Source organism: Saccharicrinis sp. 156, assembly GCF_050589685.1.
In the GTDB taxonomy this organism is placed as follows: domain Bacteria; phylum Bacteroidota; class Bacteroidia; order Bacteroidales; family Marinilabiliaceae; genus Saccharicrinis.
Window position 1 is genome coordinate 36,695 of record NZ_JBNGOS010000028.1, and the last position, 21,606, is coordinate 58,300.

The window sequence follows — 21,606 nt, forward strand, 5'->3', positions numbered from 1 at the left end:
CATTTTCAAAAAGTATCCTCGTTCTTATTGTTTTACAAGTTTAATTGTCGTGTTCACGGATGGAAAGTCAAGGTGCATAATATAAATGCCAGAATTAAGATTTTGGGTAGAAATAGTGGTATTACCCTTAACTTTTTCTTTGATCATTAAGACACCAAGTTGGTTATAGATATATATATTACCAGGTTTCTTCACCTCAACAATAAGATGATCCTTAAATAAAGTGGGGTATACACTAACATCATCCGTTTTAGGGTAGGGTGTTATTTGAGAGGAATCGCCTGGTTTTCCTTCCGGGAAATAAATATTTATAATATGATCAATCTCTTTAATGGCTGCATTGGCCTCCACTTCATCGTAAAGATCCCACCAGTATTTATAGAAACCTTCTTGATAAGACCAGATGTTGGATCCTGAATAGTTGTTGATTTTAGATTCAGAAAAATGTTTTAACCCGAAGTTTTGAAAATCCGTATTGGTCTTGGGAATAATAGTTTTATAATATTGCAACTGATCGAATATTTTTGATGATTTATGTATGGAGGTGTCTGCATTAATTGATGTTTCGAGCCCATTAAAGCTGAGGGGATGTACCCCCCAAAAGTGTATCAATGGTCTTAGATCTGCACCGGCTGCTTTTGACATCCTTAATATTCTGCTATCTGTAGGGTCAAAATTGATGGAATAGGTGATCCCATTTTCAGCATCCTGACTTACGGAAGAATAAAAATCTTCCAGGGCTTCCCAACCAAAAAGTCGTACAATTTCAGCGTACTTACCATAGCCTCTATGTTGATATGCGCCTTCTTTTCCACCGCTTATATCCCTCATGGGATTATCGTTTCTAAAGTTTTCTGTAATCATCCAACTTATGGCTGCCTGGTCGATAGTCATCTTGAAATTCGGTGCAAAAGACTCCTGGAAAGCCTGATCCAGACTCACATCAAATTTGTTATTCTGAACTGCGACCCATAAGAAGTTAATGTAGGACTCTAACTCACCGGAAAACTTAGGGATCTTCTCGGCATGCCCCAATTCGTGAAAAACAACGTATAAATTACTTTTATTATAACGTGGGCCCTGGATTAAAGGATGGCCTGAATAATATCCTGCCGTATGGGTATTGTAAGGGTTATAGGCATGGTTAGACTGAGGGTAGCCGGGGTAGTTTGCACTACCACGCAGAATAACATCAACCTGCACGTACAACCCTGTTTTGGCTCTGATGAAGGGGCGACCATGCAGTTTAGAAACCGCATCCATTGATTGGTCCCATTCGTTCATTAATGTTACCGGATCGTCCATATTATAGATCCATGCGGTGGGAACCTGCATCATAAATTTTTCGGTTTCAAAGTCGGCCCAGGGTGCCGGATGGGAACGTTCCGTGTTTAGCCAATCTGAAAGCGAAGTCTGGTTAGCTGCTGTACGTGAATAAAAAGGTGATCTAACAACGTTCTCCAATGTGATTTCCAGGAGGCCGAGATCTTTTTCATAAGGAATGTTGATATAAATTCCACCTCCAAGCGGATTGGCAATGGTGATAGTGGTAGAATGGATCTCATATCGCTTTGAGATACGATTCATTCGTTTAATCTGTGACTTTTTACTTAAATCCCAGCTATGTGCCCCTACAATTAGGCTAGCCCCTGTTCCAAGCAATGATGATGGAACGGTAACTGTGGCGATACTACCAGGTGCCAGATAGCATCCGGTAGGTCTCCGGGCATCTTCGGTCACATAATTGGGTTGGGAACCCCAAACGGGCATGTGGGTACCATTAACCTGTACCGTATAGCTGATATTCGGATTAGAAGGAGCGTCAACCGACCCCGGGAAGAATGAAGATGTTTCAAACTTCACATTTTCAAAAAGCGAAGTGTTATTGACTAAATTATCCTCCGTATAGGCGTAATCTATAAGCCCTTGTTGAAGGTCCAGCATCACATTCTCCAGTTCAAATCCACTTGCCGACCTTAAAAAACCACCTTCCGTAGTTGTTCCTTTTGTAAATAATCCACCATATTTGGCTTCAAAAGCCGCAACAAGTTCAAAAGCTGCTTTAATAGAATACACATCATTTTCCAATACCTCCATATACTGTTCCAACGTCAGTTTCTCAATGTTTAATTCATTTGCGGTTAAGGTTGCGGTGCCGGCTACATGATCTTTCAAACTATTTATTGAGGCGATAAATTCAGAGGATCCGGTTTTAAGCGAATGAGTCTTGGTATCGGTCAGGAGGACATTCGCATTGTTATGAACTAAAAGGCTTTTGTTCGTTGCATTATTGGCGCTGAACAATTGATTTTGACCAATAGTGTTCAAACTTAGTATTAGACCCAGAATAAAAATTAGTCTCATAACTTAATATTTATTTTTTCTGTTGAATGTATCGTTTTACTTTTGATTTTCTTTGTACCTCGCCCCTCTAACGAAAAACTATCTAATTCCAATTGGCCATATAGTACTTTTAAAATGGCTTCTCCATCTTTTACCTCACAGGTACCCCAACTGTAGCCATTACTCCAAAAATAAGTTCCTGGTTTAGAAGTAAAACGCATTGTTTTTTTTACCCCTGAATACTGGAATCCAGTTGTAGCAATTACACCTCCCCAAGCCATCATGCTGCGCGCATAATGGTGACCATACTCTGCTTCGTTAAAAGGATTACGTTTTTTACCATCGTAACGATTACGAATATCCTGAATGGTACGTAAGCCTTCTTCTGTCTGACCTTCATATAACATACTTACTGCAGCGGTATGCTCGAATCCGGTCATTACTTCGGTAAAATATGGGAATGGCTGCTTTGGTCGAACACGCGGATAATCTGCCATTAATAAGGCAGATTCATTTTTGTATGCATATGAGCGCATGAAGTTCGGGTGTTTCAGCAAGTTATCACGATAGTTATACTTAAGAATAGATTCATTGGTTTTAGTGATGTTATCCTTATCAGTTAAGTAACCTAAATCAAGGATATGCGCCATTACCTGTCCCACCAATTGATCAACCAAACAACCTTCACCAAGTTGATATTGAGGATCATCGGCTACTAACCTTCTTTTTACACGGATGAGGCCATTGGCAATACTGTCGAGATGCATGGGAGGCACGATTTCCTGAATATAATATTCGCCGTTAAAAAGGTTTTTATCCATCCAGGCTGAACCATTTTCGTACAAGGACCTGCAAGTTTTTGCAAAATCTTTTTCTCCAAGATAATTGGCCATTTCTTCGGTTGCACGCAATGCACCCAAGTACCAGAATCCCATTTGAGGGTTTGGACCATAATATTCCACATCCATGGTGTTGTGCTGACTCCCTTCCATTACTCCGTCTTTGTCAGGATCCCAGCCCTTTGGTATCCAGCAGAATTCCATTGCTTTTTTTACACTGGACCAGTTCTTTTTCAGGAAGGCATCATCACCGGAAAGCTGCCACTCGCGATAGTATTTCATAATACACCCCATCTGACCATCTGCTGCACCCAAACTAAAACTCGTTCCTTTAGTTTTTAGAGGAAGATTAATACGATAGTTCATCATTCCCCTATCGTCCATAGCGTAGGCAAATTCTACTTCACGCATATTTTGTGCAACATCGCCAAATAAAAAGGGGATTGTTTGTTCGTAGTTCCATACATGTGTGCAAGTGCCCGTTCCACTACCTTCGTTGTCTTTTATTCCTTCCCAGCCATGGTAATAACCAAATTTAGTTTTGAAAGCCAGTTGGGTGCGAAAGTGTGCCAGGTTAAACAAAGCTGCTTCCTTAATAATAGGCGGAATATCGCTGTTAATAAAAGCATTAACAAAAGTCTTTGTCTTTTCTTCCAATTCCGGAATTTTAGGTATTACTTTCTGAGCAACTTCCCAAGAATCGTTATATTGAGTAGCGTAATAGTTCCCTACATTCTCCTTATTATTAAAGCCATTTCTGTTTGGAAAATTCCATGTGACATAAAAGCGAATATCTTTTTCTTCTCCCGCAGCAAGCGTGGTTTTTAGAGCCAAAGAACCCATATTACTTTTCTGCTCGGATGTTCTCTCTTCCAATACACCATCATCGGTATAGTCATCCCAAAACTCAAGTGTACTATTACCCCATTCTCCTGGTTTCCAACATGTACGGTACGAAACTTCACCTTTACAATTGGTTGTTAAACTAAAGGTTCCCCATTGCGTAGTGCTTGTATCTACATCCGTACCAGCCGTGTAATGGATACCCATTAATCCGTTTTCTTCTTTATAGGTATTTACATTTGGATACGCTTTTCCTTCTTTACCATCAAAACCAATAAAATTGGGGATGTTACCTGCCAAGGAAATAGTGATTGTTTTGCTACTTGTATTTTTTACTTTATAACTCAAAACTGCTAATGGCAAACTGCTCTCATCGGTATTACCAGGAATCAACGGATTAAAAGCGCCTACTGTTACTTCAACCGGTAGTTTTTTATCACGTAGTAATACCTGACCAAAAGGGTAAGCTGTTTGGAATGTAGCCTCATCAAATCGCGGCAGACCGTGGTTAGGTGCTTTAGATCCATAAAATCCTTCGTCATAGTAGTCAGGAACCGGGCCTTCCATAAGAACTGCCTGACCTTCTTTATTTTCCTCTTTAATATAAATGGAGAAAAATGGCGCACGATTAATTACTCCTACACCAGCATATTGAGGATTAAAACCCTTAGCCGGGCGACTCATAATTTCCCAGTCTACCAACGCCCCATAACCACTTAAGGATACGGTACCTGTTCCAATACCACCAACAGGCATGGCTATACGTCCTGTATGCTCTTGATCATAAGCTTTTAGCACGGGCCAATCATTGGTTTGTTGTGCAAATAAACTTCCTGCAATACATAATAATATTGCTAATGCGTATGTTAATCTTCGTATCATAATTGTATGTTATATTTTTTCTCCAGATATTTCATTACATTAATTATTTCATCATCGGATAAGGGATGGTCAAATATTAAAAACCGGGCTATTTCGCCATCAAAGGATTCTACTCCGGGATGATTTGTGGCATCGCGTTCCTGTCCTATCACCATTTTTGAAGGATTTGCCTTTGTGTTTACAGGAAACACTTCACTGGCAACCGGCTCATTTGAATTAATAAAGAGCTCTATAGGCACCTTATCCGTTCCTGAACCCATTCTTCCCATTACGAGGTAGTAGCGAGATGCTTCCAGTGGTTGATCATACAAGACATGAGGACTGTTTTCATTCCACAATCCCTTTTGAAGCGCATTTCTAGCACCTGTCCACATCTGATTTTCGTCGCTTAAACCGGCCCAAAGACCTTCGTACTGGCCTTTTTTATCCACATTAGTATTTCGTAGATTTCCGAAAAAAGCGTTCACGCCGGGTTTACCCTGTACCTGCTCATAAACCGAAATCACAGCAAACCATGTATACCCACTTCCGGTCGTTAAATGGTCAAAAGCATCCTCATGTTCGTTCACCATTTCCTGGCGATGAAATACCACCGAGTTATGACCGTTCAGTTCTGGCACATTTAGTTTTAAACGCGGCATGCCTGAGCCAGCTTCTATTCTACCTTTATCTTGTTTATCAAACGATTTAACAACTGTTTCTCCAACTTGATTTTTCCAGGAACTAATTCGGTTTCCTTTTTCAAGAGATATGCCGTAATCTGCATCTAAATCAAGCATCAAACCTTCGGCTACAGGTAGTTTTAATTGTTTATCTGCCATACCCGATGCCCATATAATCCCTCCCTGAACCAACTTTTGATAATTCTCATCGGCATAAATATCAATGGTATGCCCAAGAGAGGTGAAAAACGAACGACCTCCATCATAATACTGATACCAGGTAAAAGGGTGGTCACCTCCCATTTTGGGTGAACCTTCGTACGAAGATTCATCAAGCGAGATGAGTACATTCACATTATTACGGGGGTTGTGGGAAAAGGTGTGCCATTCATCGGTTACCATCCACTCATCAGGTAAATGGCAGGTGCATATATGTTCTTTATTTTCTACAATTAATTTCGCTGGTTGAACTTTAGGATGTTTTACCAAGCTTGTCCCCACTAATTTCTCGTACCATAACTGAAATTCACCACCTTCTTTCCATATGGCTCCTGCACAATGAATTCCAACAAATCCACCTCCACTGCGAATATAATTTTGAAGAACACGGTGCTGTGCATCTGAAAAAATCCGCCCTTTATTTCCACAATTGTTGTTGAAAACAATTACATCAAAAGAGCTTAACTTTTTCATGCTTATGTCCGAGGTATCAATGGATGTATGCACCTCCCAATTATTGATTTCGCCCAGATGTTCAATCATTTCCAGTCCGGCTTGTTTTGACTTATGCTGAAAACCGTTGTCTGCCTGAAAATTGAGCACTCTTATTTTTGTTTGTGCATGCACATTTTGTGTAATAAACACAAAAAACACCATTGCGAAAAAAGATCTTATATATCTCCAATTCATTTCTTGAATTCAATTATTCCTTTGGTTATTATCTATTTAATGGTCAATGCAACAGGATTTTCCACATGACCTGCAGGACGAGCATTTTTAGTTACTTCCTTATCAAATTCAAGCATCGCCTTTTTCAGTTGCGCCACAATGGCAGGATGTTGGTCCTTGAGATTGGTTTGCTCTGCAATATCAGTCTTCAGATTGTAAAGAGACTCCTCCCCATTAATGATGCGGAGTTTCCAGTCTTTCCATCGTACCGCTTCCAAAGTTCCCCAATGGGAATAGAAAAAGTACTCATGCGGACTTTCTGCACCATCCAAAAGTACGGGCATGATGTCCTTTCCGTCGATGATTCGGTCTTCGGGCATTTTAGCTCCTATTAAGTTAGCAAACGTGGGCAGTACATCCATAGCCGTTATCAATTGGTCAAATTCACTGCCAGCTTCAATCTTTTCTGGCCAGCGAATTACAGTAGGCATGCGCATTCCACCCTCTAAGGTTTTTCCTTTACCTCCTGATAAAGGTTTATTAGATAGTTTTCTACCTCCACCAGCTCCATTGTCACTTGTAAAAAGTACAATCGTATTATCATCGATTCCTTGTTCTTTTAGGGTAGCCAAGATTTGGCCTACAGACCAATCAATCTCATAAATCGCATTCTCATAAATTTTTGGAGAAGCTTTTATTCCGCTAGCCAAGACTTCCGCATATTCTTTCTTACTTTCGGCCGAAGCTGCCACAGGCCCATGTGGTATGGGATGAGGAATATATAGGAAGAAGTTTTCGTCTTTATGGTCTTTGATGAACTTCACAGCTCTTTCAGTAATTCTTCTGGTCAAATAATCAGCATCCGGATCCAATTCAATCACTTCCTCGCCTTCCAAAAGAGGGAGAGGCGGAAAATTAAAATATTTTTGTCTGGCATGCCTTGGCATAATGTCATGACTATAGGGTAAACCAAAGAATTCCTCGAATCCTTGTCGGCTAGGTAAAAACTCCGGTTGATCACCCAAATGCCATTTCCCAAACATACCTGTGCGATATCCGGCAGATTGGGCAATTTCGGCAATGGTAACTTCATCAGGATTTAAACCATTTCCATCGGCGGCGAGGCATACAGGAAAACGCTTTCCTTTGGGAATATTTGGCAGTTCAATAGCTAAACTAGAAGGCGGCTCCATGCTTATACGTCTTGGGTAACACCCCGTCATTAATGCAGCTCGCGAGGGCGTACACAAGGGGGCAGCTACATAGAAGCTGGTTAGTCTGGCACCTTCCTCAGCCATTTTATCAATATTAGGCGTATACACATGCTCACCTCCAAAACAGCTCAAATCACCATAGCCCTGATCATCGGTAAAAATGATGACTAGGTTGGGTTTTTCTTCGTTTTTATGGCTACAAGATACTGCCAATAGCACACTGAATATAAATACAATTCGTTTCATTAATTATGTGAAATAATTTGCTTAAAATAAGATTAATACGACACAACGCTTACTCCTTTGCTTACCTCAACCTCCCACAACTCAATCTTCTTCAACAGATTATTAGCCAGCTCAGGATAGTCTATACGCAGGTCATTCTTTTCTTGTATATCATCCGATAAATTATACAGCTCTAGTTTGACACCTTTTTTATTTTTTATCCGAATCAGTTTCCAATCTCCACTTCTAACAAAACTCATATTTTTAAAAGCAAAAAAGACATCACGTTCTGGAAGTTGGGTTTGATACATTAAGTTTTCTTTGATAGAAATACCATCAATGATTTCTGCACTTGGCTTTTGACCTATTAAATCTAATAAAGTGGGGAGTAAGTCCATTGTGAGAACGAGTTCATCATTTTCTATTCCTTTTTTGATTTTGGCAGGATAAGTAATAATTGCAGGAACACGGCTGCCCCCCTCATAAGCTCCACCTTTAAAACCTCTCAAAATACCATTATGACCGAATCTCATTGCCCCGTTATCGGATAAAAACACAATAACCGTATTGTCATACTGACCAGTCTCCTTCAAAGTTTTTACAACATTACCGATTCCCTCATCCATAACTTCCACCATTTCTTTATAAATTGCCGGAATACTATCCTGAATTACCCCCCTAATATCACGAGGGGCACCAACCTTCCTGACAGCCTTATCTACGCGTCTTTGAAAAGGAGCATGGGGGGCTTCGTGCGGAATATAAAGAAAGAATGGTTTCCCTGTCTTATTAGGATTGTTATTTTGGATATAATCTACAGCATAGTCACTTATTAAATCAGTACTGTAACCTTCCTCATTTTTTATTTCAGTTCCTTGCCACCAATCAAGATAACCTACTAAATCTATATGTGCATGATAATCAATATTTCCACTTACAAATCCTGTAAATTCATCAAAACCCTGATAGGTTGGATTGTAATCTTTGGAATATCCTAAATGCCACTTACCAAACATTGCACTATTATAACCATATTTTTTGAACTCATCAGCAATAGTTATTTCGCTTAAACTTAAACCAACATCTCTATGACCTTTTGCAGTAATAACTCCACCCACACCCGTTCTCTGTTGATATTTACCTGTCATCAAAGCAGCTCGAGTAGGACTACATGCTGGTCCATTGGAGTGAAAATCAGTAAACCTCACGCCATCTGCCGCTAAAGCATCAATATTTGGGGTATTAATCGTTGTATTTCCATAACAAGAAACACCTCCATAGCCAAGATCATCGGCCATTATTATCACGATGTTGGGTGTAGAAACAGTTTTACTACAACAAGATGAGATTAAAACTAATAAAATCAGAAGCGATATTATATTCTTCATTTGTTTGAAATTTATTTTATTTATCATTTGTTTCAAATTGCCCAATAGCTTGTATGAAAATGAATAATTTAAACTTACATATTACATTTCAATGATCAATAGATAATTTACAATGTTCAAGTATCGTCACTCGTAAGCTTCAGTAATCCTTTTTTTTACCTGATGATTGAAAATTGATTCTCAAAATTGAATATTCAACTTCCCTCCTTCAGCAATCATTTTCCCTTTCAGCTTCTTTGTTCCAAGACCATCTAAAGAGAAAGTATCCAGTTCCACTTGTCCTGACAAAACACTTAGTTCTGCTCCATTTTCTTTGACCGTACAAGTTCCCCAGGCATAGCCATTACTCCAGAAATAAGTTCCGGGTATTGAAGTAAAAGACATTGATTTATCAACCGCAGAATAATGAAATCCAGTCATGGCCAGTACCGCACCCCAGCTAGCCATTGCACGGGCATAATTGTTCCCACATTCGGCCTCGTTGAAAGGATTGCGCTTTCGTCCGTCATACCGATCCCTTATGTTTTTAATGCAGGTCAGACCCTCATCAGTCTGCCCTTCGTACATCATTCCAATGGCTGCCGTATATTCAAATCCTGTCATAGCTTCGGTAAAATATGGGAAAGGATGAAGCGGACGTTTTCCCGGATAGCTGGCCATAACCAGTGATTTTTCGTCTCCCAACACAAAGGAGCGCATGCAGTTAAAGTCCGAGTTGCTATTGTCCCTATGATTATACTTCATAATGCTTTTGAGGGTGGTTTTCACATTTGCTTCATCAGTCAGATAGCCAAGTCCGCATATATGTGCAAGAAACTGCCCCACCAATTGATCAACCAAACAGCCCTCACCCAGCTGATAGGCTGGATTACCTAAATCTTTCGACTCTAAACCTTTTAGAAGGGGTACAGCAATACCTTCGCGGCTTTTGGGAGGCTGAATAATATGGATGTAATATTCTCCATTGAACAGATTTTCATCAATCCATTTGCTTCCTTGATCAGATAATTGGCGGCAGGTTTTCGCAAATTTTTTATCTCCTGTATAATCTGCCATTTCTGCGGCAGCCTTTAACCCGCCAAGATACCAAATACCCATCTGCGGATTAGGACCAAAATACTGTACATCCATCGTATTGTGCTGACAACCATCTATGATTCCATCCATATCAGGATCCCAGCCACCTTGAATCCAGCAGAATTCTACAGCTTTCTTAACACTAGGCCAAAGTTTCCGCAATAGCTCATTGTCGCCACTCAAGTGCCAGTCTCTGTAGATTCTCATAATACTCCCCAACTGACCATCGGCAGCAGGTCGGTTAAACAAGGTGGCACGTTCAAGAGGCAACCCCACACGAAAACTCATCATTCCCGTATTATCGGTAGCGTGACCGAATTCCACCTCACGCATAGTACGCGCTAAGTCTCCAAATAAAAAAGGTGTTGCCTGCTCGTAATTCCAAACATGGGTACAGTTGCCATGACAAACCCCTTTATTATTACTGGTACCCTCCCAACCATAGAAATTACCATCAGCAGTACGAAAACAGGTTTGGGTGCGCAACGTAGAAGTATTATACAATGCAGCTTCTTTTACAACAGAAGGTAACGAACTATTTACAAAAGCATTAACAAATGTTTTCGTTTTGCTTTCCAGATTCGGCAGTTCTGGTATAGTCTTTTCGGCCACATCCCATGCATCTGCATACTTTGTAGCATAATAGTTAGTAAGCGTATTGCTGAAGCCATCATCAGCAGGTGTCCAGCTCGCACGGTTGGGAAAATGCCAGGTAAGGTAGAATGTGATTTCGCGGCTGGCATTGGGGGGAATGGTAACTTCCACAGCTAGTGAAGCCATTGGCCGATCTTCAATGTTCGGATCCCGGCTTTCGAGTTGGCCATCGGCACTAAAATCATCCCAAAAATCCTGGCGTGAATTGCCCCACTCTCCTTTGCTCCATGAGGTACGGTAGCTAATCTTTTCATCACTGGAAGTGGTTATGGCAATGGTTCCCCAGCTATCAGAATCCTTATCAACACCTTTCGAACTCATGAAAATTCCTTGCGCATATTTTTCTTTTTCAAAGGCATTCTTATTGTCTTTTGCACCCATTGCAACCCAAGCCCCTCCTCTTCCTTTAGGTTCCAGAACAGATCCGTCCATTCCAATGAAATTAGGCATACTCCCACAAACCGATGCAAACACCTCTCGATCTGTAGAATTCGTCAACTCGTATGTAATCACTGCAATAGGGATACCACTTGCATCAGCATCTCCGGGTATCATTGGGTTAAAGGCTTTTATGCGCACATTGAGCGGTACATGCGTGTCGGAAAGTAGTACCTGACCAAAGGGATAGGCCGCCTTAAAGCTACAGGATTCAAAACGAGGAAAACCGTGATTTACCGCCGGGCTTCCAAATGCACCTTCGTAAAGGGATACGTCTAAAGGCCCTTCAAGCTCGCGCGTATCATTGTTTCCATCTGTAGTCCGTGTGAACAAAGCAAAAAATGGTCCAATGTATCTAAGGTTTTCACTGGTTGGAATATATCCCTTGGCTGCCGTATTCATGATCTCCCAGTCGCGCAGGTCTCCACGCCCACCAAGAGATACAGTACCGGTTCCAATACCACCAATCGGCATGGCAATTCTGGCCATATGTTCCTGGTCGTATGAGGTTAACACTGGCCAATCGGAGATGAAAGTCTCTCCTATTTGTTTTGAGATTTTATACTCCTCACGATCCATGTCTTTATTTGTTTGCGCTTGTAAAGCTGTTATGCAAAAACACAAAGTGAACAGAAAGCTCATTTTAAAATACTTATGCATAATTCTCATTTTTAAGTTTTTATTTACCTGATCTATAAACGTTATTTTTAAGATCCTATATGATTTAGCTTGTACTATAAATTGTATAAACAATTTGTAATACATGATTTACAAACAGATTCACAACCTTAAATAGGATTGATTATTCCACCGAAATTACCTTATTACCGACTCCGTTATCGGTTACATCACCCTTACTATTAATGGTGTTGTAATTAGCTTTTGTATTAAGCTCTACCGGCATCCCTGTATAATTAAATAATTGTACCCCTGAGGTTGGCGCCGATCCCAATGGGCAAAAACCGTTGGTTGAAGGTGGTCGGGTTGAACCAATCTTTATTGGATGAATCTGATTCCTTGCCATGTTGTCCCACTTTTTAATGGTGACCTTATGATCATTGCCAGCGATACAGGCAAGTGCGTGTACTGTGGTGTTTGATACTGCGGGTAACAAAAACAATTCTACATTTGCAACATTACCCTTATTCACATACAACAGGGGGCCATTTACCACATCACCGCGACTGTTTTCAATGCGAACTCCTGTAATGTTATAAGCATTTTCACAGCCAATGGCTTCAGAATTCTTAATTAAAACATCTCCGGTAATCTTGGCAAAGGCAAATCCTATACGTGTATTCTTCGCTTTACAATTGACTGCTGTAACCGCTCCGGTACGAATACCATTTACCCCACCTTTGCCATACATACGAAAACCGCACTCATTTAATGACTTTGTATATCCCGGCGGAATTAATTTTTTTCCGTTATAATTAATATACACTGAAGCAAAACCTACATCAAAAGCCGGTCCTGATTTTTCGGCAAGCATTTCATCAGTTGTTCTGGTCACTCCCTCAGCAAAACAATTTTCGAAATATACATTTCTTCCTCCTTGCACAAAAAAGCAATGCCCAAAAGATTTAGAGTAGATAGAGCAATCTACAATAGTGTCGTTAAGGCCTTCGATACACATGCCGCTATGCTTTTTTAAAGGAACCAAAGCGCCACGACCCTTACCCAGCAAATCGCCATAACCATAAGGGGAAGAACCATTAACATTTAATGTAACCTTCTCAACTTTTACATTATCTCCGGCTACAGTAAAAGAATGTCCTCCTTTAAAAGTTGGGTGATTACCCATATCGGTAACCGTTAATCCTTTAATGTGAATATTATTTCCTTGTACATAAAACTCAGTTACCCTTGCTTTAAAAATGCTTAAAAGTTTTGTATTAACTTCTATTGTTACGCCTGTGAAATCAAAAGTATTGTTACCTCCACTAAACTTAATCATAGCGTATCTTCCTACTTTATCCGGCAGTGTATTTTTAACAATATCAGCAGTAAGGTAATCTTCCATTTGATAAACCCCTGGTTGCATAATAATTACATTACCACTATCGGAAGCATATCTTGCTAACTCACTTAAAGAGTTAATCTTTATTTCTGATGCATTAATTACATTGCTCATAGTAAGCAATCCCAAAATCAGTAAACTTGATATTGTTTTCATCGGTCTGTAATTTGTTTTTTAAGGCCATATTCAAAATTTAATCGCTACTTCATCACCTTCAAAGATGATCTTACCTTTCAATTTCTTTTCTCCCAATCCATCCAGCGAAAAACTATCCAGCTTTACTGAACCGGAAAGTACGGTAAATAGCGCTTCCTTTTCTTTCACCTCACAGGTTCCCCAGGCATAGCCATTGCTCCAGAAATAAGTTCCGGGTAATGAAGTAAAAGACATTGATTTATCAACCGCTGAATAATGAAAATTAGAGGTCGCTAATACCCCTGCCCAGGCAATCATACTGCGTGAATAGTGGTGACCACATTCGGCTTCATCAAAAGGACTACGTTTTTTACCGTCATAGCGATCGCGGATATTACGGATACACTTCAAGCCATCCTCAGTCATCCCTTCCTGCAACATACCTATGGCTGCAGTGTACTCAAAGCCTGTCATCACTTCCGTAAAATAAGGGAAAGGCTTTTCGGGACGTTCACCGGGGTAGGCAGCCATCAGCAAGGCCGATTCATCGCCTATGGCATAGGAGCGATGGAAGTTGGCGTGTGAATACATCTTATCCACATAATTGTATTTCATTATAGAAGCTGTCGTTTGCTTAATCTTATCCTGATCAGCCAAATAACCCAGACCAACAAGATGAGCAAACACTTGTCCAACTAATTGATCAACCAAAACACCCTCACCTAACTGATAATCAGGTGAGGTAAAGTCGGTAGACTTATCTCCACCTGTTGCTCCAATTAGCGATGGTGCTACATTATCTGCTGACATCGGTGGTTGGATATCCTGCACGTAATATTCGCCGTTATATAAGTTAGCATCCATCCACTCAGAGCCTTCAGTAAAAAGCGCGCGACACTCTTTTGCAAATTTCTTATCGCCTAAATATTCAGCCATTTCAGCAGCTGATTTTAAAGCACCTAAATACCAAAAGCCCATTTGAGGATTCGGACCAAAATATTCCACATCCATGGTGTTGTGCTGCGAGCCTTCCATTACGCCATTCTTATCGGCATCCCATCCACCAGGAATCCAGCAGAACTCCAAAGATTGTTTCACCTTGGGCCAATGCTCTTTTAAGAAAGCGTCGTCGCCAGATAACTGCCAGTCGCGGTAAAACTTCATCACACAGCCCATCTGACCATCAGCCGCTGCTTTATTCCACTTTTGAGCTGAATCTAAAGGCAAGTAAGCTCTAAAGCTCATCATCCCTTCATCATCCGTGGCATATTTGTACTCCACTTCGCGCATGGTTTTGGCCAATTCACCAAATAAGAAAGCGGTGGTTTGTTCATAATTCCAGACGTGGGTACACGAACCAAAGCAACTTCCACGGTCATCAAAAATACCTTCCCATCCCAGCATCTGTCCACTTTTAATTCGAAAAGCCAATTGTGTTCGTAAGTGTGCAGCATTAAACAAGGCAGCCTCTTTGACAACTTCTGGAATATCGCTTTCGATTAAAGCCTTAACAAACATCTTGGTTTTTTCCTCTAGGTCATCAAGCTGCGGAAGCGTTTTAATAATTACGTCCCAGGAATCTTCATACTTTGTGGTATAATAATTTCCCATTGTTGCTTTAATCATCTTCTGGAAACCCGGCTTGTCCCATGTTTGACGATTAGGGAAGTGCCACGCGATCAAAAAACGAAAGTTTTTTTCTTCTCCGGCTTGCAGGGTTGTTTTCACCGCCAAGGACCCCATTGGCGCATTGGCTTCGGCATTTTCACGAGGTTCCAACACTCCATCCTCACTAAAATCATCCCAAAAGTCCAGGCGTTTTTTGTCCCAACGCCCTGTTTTCTTTTGCCAGGCAGTACGGTAACTTGTTTGCCCTTCATTCAAGGAAACCAAGCTAAAACTTCCCCATTGTTCACTGGCCGGATCTACACCATTTGACGTGTAATGAAGTCCTTTCAGCCCATCTTCTTCTCGTATTGTATTTACATTTTGCTTGGCCTTTCCTCTGTTTCCATCATATCCGATGAAGTTCTGAATTGTACCAACTAGCGAGATGTTGATATCTTTCGCACTTGTGTTTTTTACGGCATAATTGAGCACCACCATAGGAATACTGCTATTATCCACATCTCCAGGAATCAGTGGATTGTATGCCCCAACAACCACCTCCACAGGAAGCTTCTCGTCACTTAACAGCGCTTGTCCAAAAGGATAAGCTGCTTTAAACGTCGTTTGACCAAAACGAGGCAAACCAATCTGATTAGCCAATGCACCATTAGCTGCTTCATAAGTGGACTCATCAGGCATTCCTTCCAGAAGTCTGGTTTGCTTCTCACCCTCGCCATCTTCTACATAAATGGCAAAGAATGGTCCTTTTTCCTTTACAGGACCCCAGTTTTCCAAGGTTGGATTAAAGCCTTTAGCCGGGCGGTTCATTATTTCCCAGTCTTCCAGACTACCACGTCCAGTGAGGGAAATAGTGCCGGTACCAATACCACCCACTGGCATTTTGATTTTCTGGATATGCTCCTGGTCGTAGGTTTTTAGCACAGGCCAAGCCGCATTATTTTCTTGGGCAAAAGCAAGTGTTGCTAGTGCAAGTAAAGTGGTTATCAGTTTAATCTTTTTCATCGTTTTATAACTTGGCATTAATTGTATATTCTTTTTTCTCGTTCGCTTGTATCAAATCCCCTTGCCAAAGGCCATTCTCTAACTTTTTGAAGCTAAAGCTACTTGACTCGGGTATTTTATTTTGAGACCACAGCAATACAGGGCCATCTTCCTTCATTTTTACCTTAACCTTGTCCTCACTGATTTCTAACATAGTAAAAGTAGCTGCAGGAAGGTACTTATCCGGTCTACCTATGACCGCCCACCCTGCTTTGACAGGGCTTAATTGGAACAGTCGTTCTTCGCGCGATGCAAGAGAGAATTGAACATCTTCTTTCAGTATTTGCGCCCTGGCGCCATAATAATCGTATAACAAGATACCCTCCTCAGGAAGCTTCCAGAGCCCCTCATAAGGTTGCATCATTCCACCGGCAAAATGATAGTCATCTGCCGAGACAAAAGCGTCAATAGCTTTCCCATCCTGGTTGAGGTTAACTGCCATTATAACAGCACTGTTATTCTCTAAAGGAGCAATAAGTCTGAATGCCTTCCCTTCGTAATAAGGATCTTGCATCAGACTCTCGGGCAAAGGAACACCAGGAGCCAAAGTTCCCAAGATATGACCATCTGCAAAAGTGAGGGGTTTCAGCACCGTATCATCAATATCCTGTGGTTCGTCAGACAGATAGATAGGTCCCCCAGAAATTGCTCGTGCGACCGCCATCAGACGGTTTGATGCTTTATGATTTGCAAAAAACATATCCTGATCTAACCAGTGGGTATGACCTAACCAAAAGGCATTGGTAAAATTCTGAACTAAAGTCACATCTAATCTATCACGATTAATTTTATAATCGACACTACCACGGATCAAGCTACTATATCTATGATTAAACACATTAAAATTCTGCATAGCAATACAGTTGAGCAACTTCAGGCCTTTCTCCTTACAATTCTCTTCCAGTGCTGTATTATTGTAATGAACCCCAAGAATCGCATTTGAAGCCCCCGTATTATAACGGAAATTGTCCGATTGGAAATCAACTTTTATCAGGTCAAAACCATTTTCCTGAGTATTGGCAGTCATCGCATTATAAAAGGCATTTGCCGATTCAGGAGAGATTTTAGGCATCATCCGCGATTTATTCTTGCCTGCCGAACGCTCCACTAAATGATCCTGCAAAGCCGTCATCGTATGTTCAGGAGAAACGCCACCAAAATAGCCACTAAAACAACGCCAGATGCCCATCCACTTTATCTTATCATCCTTTTGGCTGGTAATAGTCTCCCAACCATTGGGAAACTTCTTTTTATCAACACCAAAAGACAAAAGCTTGTTCGATTTATGATCCAAGTAACCATCGTCTATCAACACCCAACGAAAGGGGATATCACTTGCTTTAATCTGATCTACGCCATTCAGAATAATCGTTTCATTGATATTTTGCCTATAATGCTCCCATGAGCACCAGCCTAGATATTGATAGGCTTCTGGGTAGCTTTTATTCTCCCTCCAATTAATATTTCCCTTGATACCTTCAAGGTTCATCGCATTAGCCCAGGCTAAGCGAGCTGCTTCATAAGGGTTTTCGGACTGTGCATAGCTTATGAGTGGCACAGCTAGGTCTTCCCTATCCGTCCCATAGGTAGCCATTGTCAAGTAAAGCTTCTTATTTTTAATGGTAAAGGTATTCCCTACCCGACTAGAAACTAAAGGCAGGAGCACCAAATACTTTCCATCAGGTTTTTGAAGCATCATAAAGGCACCCATATCCGTATCATCATCCATCCTTGGAGCTTTACGAACGAAAGTATCGAGTTCGGCTATATCCTCAAACCACAGTGGCTCTAGTCTATTACCCGATGCAAGAGTAGATGAAAAAGGGCGATAATAAATCCCCTTTTTATATTTAGGTAAGGCTAGGGAGATTTCTGCAATAATACCATCTACAGGCGTCAACTGCTGCTTGGCTAGAGAAAACACTCCATCCCCATCTAGTTCACTCAAAGTCAAGACCTCAGGCACACTATCTAGGCAATGCACACTATCATTCTTTTCAACATTACAGGAAAGCATTAGAAATACACAACCTAAAATTGTAATTAGTTTCATATTATTAATTTATTACAGAAGCATTAATATTATAATCGTTGTTACGCTTTGGTTTTAGCATAGCAATTCATCTCTTATTCTATTCCTCGCTTACCAAAATTTTCCAATCCTTATAAATGGCTGTGAGTTCTTCAACTATTTCAGGGTAAGCCTTAGCTTGGTTGTTTTGCTCCGATAGATCACTCTCAAGGTTAAAGAGCTCAATACCTTTACCTAAATTGGTATGTTGTTTCTTAGAGATACGATCCGCTTTCTCTTGGTTAGTCACCACTTTAAGTTTCCAATTCCCTTTGCGAACCGCCCACGCAAAACCAACATCCCACACCATTTCATCACGTTCTATCGCCTTATTGTCAAGCAAAAGAGGAAGCAAGTTAATGCCATCACTACTTTGGTACAGCTCCTCGCTGGCATGAGAAGCCGCTAATAATGTTGGCATTAGATCAAGTGTGCTTACCATGGTATTATTCACTGTATGACTCTTCAGCTGATTCTTCCAGCACATCAACATGGGCACACGTATACCACCTTCGTACAAGGAGTATTTGGTGCTTCTTAAGGGTTTATTATTACCTCCGCTGCAGTTAGACCCACCATTATCAGAGGTGTAAACAATGATAGTGTTATCATCAATACCCAGTGACTTCAGTTTTTCTCTGATAGCACCAATCTCTTTATCGAGATAGTATAACTGAGCAATATAGTAAGCTCTTCCATTGGGTAGGTTGGGAAGAATAGATTGGTTGTACCATACACTTTCTTTGATGGTATCTCCCAGCTCTTCATAATCCGGGTAATACGGAAGATTCCATTCTTTCAAATATTTCTCTGGTAGTTGAAAATTGAAGTTGTGCACCGCGTTGAAAGCAATCTGAAGGAAAAAAGGTTGCGCCTGATTCTTTTCAATAAACGCTTGCGACCAATGTGATAGTTGTTCTGTAGAATAGCCATCTTCTTCGTATTTTTCTCCATTCTTCGACCAAGCATGGGCAGGTTTACCATGGGAACCTGTTGCTTTATCATTGTGATACAAGTAATGTACACGCCCTCCATGTCCGGCTACGATTGATTCATCGAAACCATGGTTTTGTGGATAATTAAAAGAGCCTTGCGTCTTGTCATTACCATAGTGTAGTTTACCAAAGTAGGCTGTAGTATAACCATTCTCTTTAAAAGCTTGTGCCATGGTCATGGTACCCTCTGCAATACCTGGTCCTCCATAAAAATAGTTATTATTACGTGCCTGATGCTGGCCTGTTATTAAACCACAACGCGATGGACTACAGATAGGACTAGTGACATATGCATTGGAAAAAGAAATACCATCCTGTGCCAGTTGATCTAAATTAGGTGTTTGAATATCTTCATGAATACCTAAATGATGCATATCAGCATAGCCATGGTCATCAGCAACAATTAATATTACATTCGGTTTTGTATTTTGCGAAACGGCATTAAATGCAATTAAGCATATTAGCAGGGAGATAATTATCGTTGTTCTATACATTAGTAATTAATGTTGTTGTGATATTAACTATTTATTTAACTTCTCTTAATACACGCTCAGAGTGACCTATTCATGAACAATTTTGAAAACATGTGAACCGCTACCATAACCATCTTTCACATTTAATCCAACCGCGAAATAGGCATAGGCGGGCTTGCCATCGATAGATAATATCTGAACACGCTCCAAATGGCCGTGTTTTTTTCCTCTATAAACATGGGCATGTTCTAATGCCTCTTCGCCCAGATAATGAGCCAAATCCTCATAAGCACGCGTAACTTTTTCTGTTGGAAAGTTTATTCCATCGGCAGATTTCCATAACAAACCTCCTCCTTGGTTTCCTTTTCGGGCACCGAAATCACGGCTAAAGAAAAACACAGAATCATTCATGGTAAAAGCATAGGCGTCTTCCAATGGGAATGAAGGAGAGGTGATTCGTTCTTTTCTATGAATATATGGTCCTTCTAACTTATCAGCAATGGCCACTCCATAAGTATAAACATATCCTTTAGGCTGCTTTCGAACTACCGATTTATTGTACAAATGATACTTATTGCCAAATTTTATCAAGGTCGGATTAGAACATCCCAATTTTGCAGTAAAACTCCATACTGTAGAATCGGCAGATTTGCGAAGCATTGTGCCATCAGCCTCTGCTCCTGAAGCCGGCCGCCAATTATCATTCAAATCTTCGGCCACCATCATAACAATGCGCTGGGTTTTTAAATCATTATTTTCATTCACAATGAAACTTAGTACATACAGCCCATCCATATAATTAATCGTTGGATTATGAGGAGAATTAAACTGTCCGTCTTTATCTGCAATAGCCAAACCTATATATTCAAAAGGCCCTTCAGGACTATCACTTACATAATGACCAATTTCACAATCCTTAAACCATCCACTAAAATCTTTTTGAGTCGACATGGGCCACTGTGCAGCATAAAGGTGCACTCTGCCCTCAGGACCAATAATTGGGGATGATCCCCATACATGCATCCCCTTTTGTTCTGCTGCTATTCCCACATATTCAAAAGACATTTTTGTTGTTGGTTTGCTGCAATTAATGCATAAAACTAGAAGTATTGCGATCGGAGTGAATATTTTAAATTTCATTTGTTTAATTTATTTGTTTAGATATTATTTCAGCGATTAAAGCAGCCCCTTCCGCCTCAGGGTGCACACCATCAGGCACCAAATCGCCTTTCCCCAAGAATGGCTTATATAAATCAATGAGAGGTAAATTATTTTCTTCTGCCAGGCTTTTAATTAAAGGAATAACTTCGTTGGTTACCACCTCACCCCTTATTCTAAAACGGCTGTGCTCAAACACCGGAACAGGGCAGCAGAGATAAATTTGTGGCTTTGGCTGAATGGTCAAAAAGGTATCAATCAAACTCTGATAATCTTTTTTAAACCTTTCTGTATTCCAATTGCCGGGTTTGGAATCGTTGGTACCCAGCTTGATGGTTATTACGCCGGGATGAACTGCAAATACATTGGAAAATTCGTTGCATTTCCAGTATGTAAAATTACTCTCCTTCAAAGCTGTTGTGCCGCTTCTCCCACAGTTGACTACGCTAAAGTCTTTACCTAATAAATCGCCTAACACCCTGGGATAAGCCGTTTTGCTTTGCCACTTATGTTTGGCCCCTTCGGTAATACTATCCCCCACGCAAGCCACCATCGTTGGTTTTGTGGTACACGAGGAGAACATCATCAAGAATAATGCTGCACATAATAGAATATTTCTCATTGTTATTTA

At 40.6% G+C, this 21,606-nt stretch carries 12 protein-coding genes; all 12 read right to left on the reverse strand.

Annotated features, from left to right (window positions below; genetic code table 11):
- Nucleotides 1-24: 24 nt before the first annotated feature.
- The 12 genes from ACRD64_RS17010 to ACRD64_RS17065 all read right to left on the reverse strand — a co-directional run bounded on the left by ACRD64_RS17010 (nt 25) and on the right by ACRD64_RS17065 (nt 21,597).
- Nucleotides 25-2,364 carry a M60 family peptidase N-terminal accessory domain-containing protein gene (locus ACRD64_RS17010; protein ID WP_430934656.1) on the reverse strand — a complete coding sequence of 780 codons (2,340 nt, stop codon included), beginning with the start codon at nt 2,362-2,364 and terminating at the stop codon, nt 25-27.
- Nucleotides 2,361-4,907: a GH116 family glycosyl-hydrolase gene (locus ACRD64_RS17015; protein ID WP_430934657.1), complete on the reverse strand. Its 2,547-nt coding sequence runs from the start codon at nt 4,905-4,907 to the stop codon at nt 2,361-2,363. The genes ACRD64_RS17010 and ACRD64_RS17015 overlap by 4 nt, the downstream gene beginning before the upstream one ends.
- Nucleotides 4,904-6,478 (reverse strand): ThuA domain-containing protein, encoded by a 1,575-nt coding sequence (locus ACRD64_RS17020; RefSeq protein WP_430934658.1) that lies wholly within the window; start codon nt 6,476-6,478, stop codon nt 4,904-4,906. The genes ACRD64_RS17015 and ACRD64_RS17020 overlap by 4 nt, the downstream gene beginning before the upstream one ends.
- Nucleotides 6,479-6,510: 32 nt before the next feature.
- Nucleotides 6,511-7,917, reverse strand: coding sequence for a sulfatase family protein (locus tag ACRD64_RS17025; protein WP_430934659.1), 1,407 nt, complete (start codon nt 7,915-7,917; stop codon nt 6,511-6,513).
- A gap of 32 nt (nt 7,918-7,949) precedes the next feature.
- A complete protein-coding gene (locus ACRD64_RS17030) occupies nt 7,950-9,284 on the reverse strand; it encodes a sulfatase-like hydrolase/transferase (protein WP_430934660.1) in 1,335 nt (444 codons plus the stop codon).
- A 180-nt stretch (nt 9,285-9,464) separates the two neighbouring features.
- A complete protein-coding gene (locus ACRD64_RS17035) occupies nt 9,465-12,113 on the reverse strand; it encodes a GH116 family glycosyl-hydrolase (RefSeq protein WP_430934661.1) in 2,649 nt (882 codons plus the stop codon).
- 142 nt (nt 12,114-12,255) lie between these two features.
- Nucleotides 12,256-13,629, reverse strand: a complete 1,374-nt coding sequence (locus ACRD64_RS17040) for a hypothetical protein (protein ID WP_430934662.1) — start codon at nt 13,627-13,629, stop codon at nt 12,256-12,258.
- Nucleotides 13,630-13,659: 30 nt separating this feature from the next.
- On the reverse strand, nt 13,660-16,239 hold the full coding sequence (locus tag ACRD64_RS17045) for a GH116 family glycosyl-hydrolase (protein ID WP_430934663.1): 2,580 nt from the start codon (nt 16,237-16,239) through the stop codon (nt 13,660-13,662).
- Between the two features lie 4 nt (nt 16,240-16,243).
- Nucleotides 16,244-18,331: a Sip1-related alpha-galactosidase gene (locus ACRD64_RS17050; protein ID WP_430934664.1), complete on the reverse strand. Its 2,088-nt coding sequence runs from the start codon at nt 18,329-18,331 to the stop codon at nt 16,244-16,246.
- Between the two features lie 79 nt (nt 18,332-18,410).
- On the reverse strand, nt 18,411-19,838 hold the full coding sequence (locus tag ACRD64_RS17055; RefSeq protein WP_430934665.1) for a sulfatase-like hydrolase/transferase: 1,428 nt from the start codon (nt 19,836-19,838) through the stop codon (nt 18,411-18,413).
- 66 nt (nt 19,839-19,904) lie between these two features.
- Nucleotides 19,905-20,882, reverse strand: a complete 978-nt coding sequence (locus ACRD64_RS17060; protein WP_430934666.1) for a glycoside hydrolase family protein — start codon at nt 20,880-20,882, stop codon at nt 19,905-19,907.
- Nucleotides 20,883-20,961: 79 nt separating this feature from the next.
- Nucleotides 20,962-21,597, reverse strand: coding sequence for a GDSL-type esterase/lipase family protein (locus tag ACRD64_RS17065; RefSeq protein ID WP_430934667.1), 636 nt, complete (start codon nt 21,595-21,597; stop codon nt 20,962-20,964).
- Nucleotides 21,598-21,606: the final 9 nt, after the last annotated feature.